Annotated in this window: 2 protein-coding genes; one reads left to right on the forward strand and one right to left on the reverse strand. The window is 57.5% G+C overall.

The features are described 5' to 3' along the window. Positions 1-517: sugar phosphate nucleotidyltransferase (locus tag VGP75_RS18055; RefSeq protein ID WP_327544978.1), on the reverse strand; the 517-nt coding region annotated here is incomplete at its 3' end. Between the two features lie 346 nt (positions 518-863). Here VGP75_RS18055 and VGP75_RS18060 point away from each other — a divergent pair. Then, on the forward strand, positions 864-2,006 hold the full coding sequence (locus tag VGP75_RS18060) for an NAD(P)H-dependent glycerol-3-phosphate dehydrogenase (RefSeq protein WP_327544979.1): 1,143 nt from the start codon (positions 864-866) through the stop codon (positions 2,004-2,006). Positions 2,007-2,052: the final 46 nt, after the last annotated feature.

The following is a 2,052-nucleotide window of genomic DNA, read 5'->3' on the forward strand; positions in this document are numbered from 1 at the left end:
TGGTTTCTTCAGCCGCGACCGGCATTGTCGCTACCAGATGGCCGCTGGCGCCCGCCGCGTAAGCCTCGATCATTTCGCCAATGCAGCCTTTGCCGAGGATTAAATCATCAGGCAGGATCACAGCGACCGGGCCGGGCAAAATATGCGCGCGGGCGCAAAGCACCGCGTGGCCAAGACCCAGCGGTTCGTGCTGCATCGTGAACACAACATCGTCTTCGACCTCGCAAAACGCGGCCTCACGCAGTTCTGTCGCAAGTGCGGCCTTGCCACGCGCTTTCAACTCGGTGCGCAGGCGGACATCATCCATCACGTGCCGCTCAATGGCTGACTTGGACGGGTGGCTGACAAAGACCATCCGTTCGATGCCCGCATCACGTGCCTCGTCAATCGCGTATTGGATCAATGGCGTGTCCAGAACCGGAAGCAATTCTTTGGGTGTCGCCTTGGTGGCGGGCAAGAACCGAGTCCCCAATCCAGCAACAGGAAAGATGGCAGTACGAACAGGTGACTTGGTCATGGCAGAGGTATCCTTTCACAAATACGGTTTTGTTACATACATGCTGCATCTGCACAAAATGTCAAAAAGCGACAAAGAAATGTCGCTATTAAATCATCATGTGCCTAAAATTTAGCGCGCCTGGCCATTCCTTGGGTGTTTACTGGTCAAAAGACACGCATTTCTTTGAGGAATTCCAGAGGTTTTGGTCATTTTGCACCTGCAGCATTGACTTTTGGCCCTCATGAGCCACCATAAACGACATGACTGTAACGTAAGCGACATAAATGCCGGCCCATCCGGTCTTTGATGCACGCGGCCAGATATGGCCGTGCCCGCAAACCGCTTTCAACTTCAGAGGTCACCAATGAAAGATCACGCTCCGACGGGACAACCATTTCAACCGGCTGCGCTACCCTATAAAAAGGTCACCGTTGTTGGGGCAGGGTCTTGGGGCACAGCCCTTGCGGTGGTTCTGGCGCGCGCCGGATGCGACACGACGATCTGTGGCCGTGACCCCGCCATCATTGATGAAATCAACTCAAAAGGCACGACCGAACGTTTCTTGCCAGGTGTAGAACTACCCAAAGGTTTGCGCGGCAAAACGGATATGCCCAAAGCCTTGGAACAGGCTGAAGCGGTGCTTGTGGTTGTCCCGTCACGCAGTGTGCGCAGCGTGGCCCGCCAAGTGGCCGAGCACGCGCCGAAAGATACGCCGGTCGCCGTCTGCGCCAAAGGGATCGAAGCCGAAACCGGCCTGTTGATGACACAGGTCGCCGAAGAAGAACTGGGCGGTCACTGCGTAGGTTGCGTCTCTGGTCCGACCTTTGCGCTGGAAACAGCCCTTGGACACCCTACCGCCGCCACCGTCGCCTTCCCGTTTACCTATGGTGACAGATTGCGCCCACATGAAAGCCCCGCTGTGCGCCTTGCCCTGTCGTTGTCGACCGAAAGTTTCCGGTCCTATGTCTCGGACGATCTGGTCGGCGTGGAAATCGGCGGTGCGGTCAAGAACATTATCGCCATCGCCTGCGGGCTGATGACCGGTGCAGGCTTTGCCGAAAACACCCGTGCGGCGCTGATTACCCGCGGACTTGATGAAATGAAAGCATTGGCCGAAGCCCTGGGCGGACGCCGTGAAACCGTGACAGGGTTGTCGGGGATCGGGGATTTGTCGCTGACATGTTCCAGCCCCACATCGCGCAACATGTCACTAGGCCTGCAACTGGGCCAAGGCACCCCGCGCGCCGACTGCTTTGAGGGCCGTCCTGTCGTCGTCGAAGGCGAGATGAACGCGAAATCGGTCACCGACCTTGCGCGCAGCGTGAACGTGGCCATGCCAATCTGCGAAACCGTGCGGTCTATCCTGCACGACGGCGCAAACCTTGGCACCGCCTTCGCGAACCTGTGGGCCCGCCCGATCGAGGCAGAGCCGCGCACGATGGACCTCTCATTCAACCACCCCGCAACTGACAAAGATATTGCAACGCTTGCAGAAAGGATCTCATGACCCGTCACGAGAAATTCGATACAACCGACATCGCGGACAAGAAATT

Origin of the sequence: Yoonia sp., assembly GCF_036007805.1 — a bacterium.
Taxonomy (GTDB): Bacteria; Pseudomonadota; Alphaproteobacteria; order Rhodobacterales; family Rhodobacteraceae; genus Yoonia.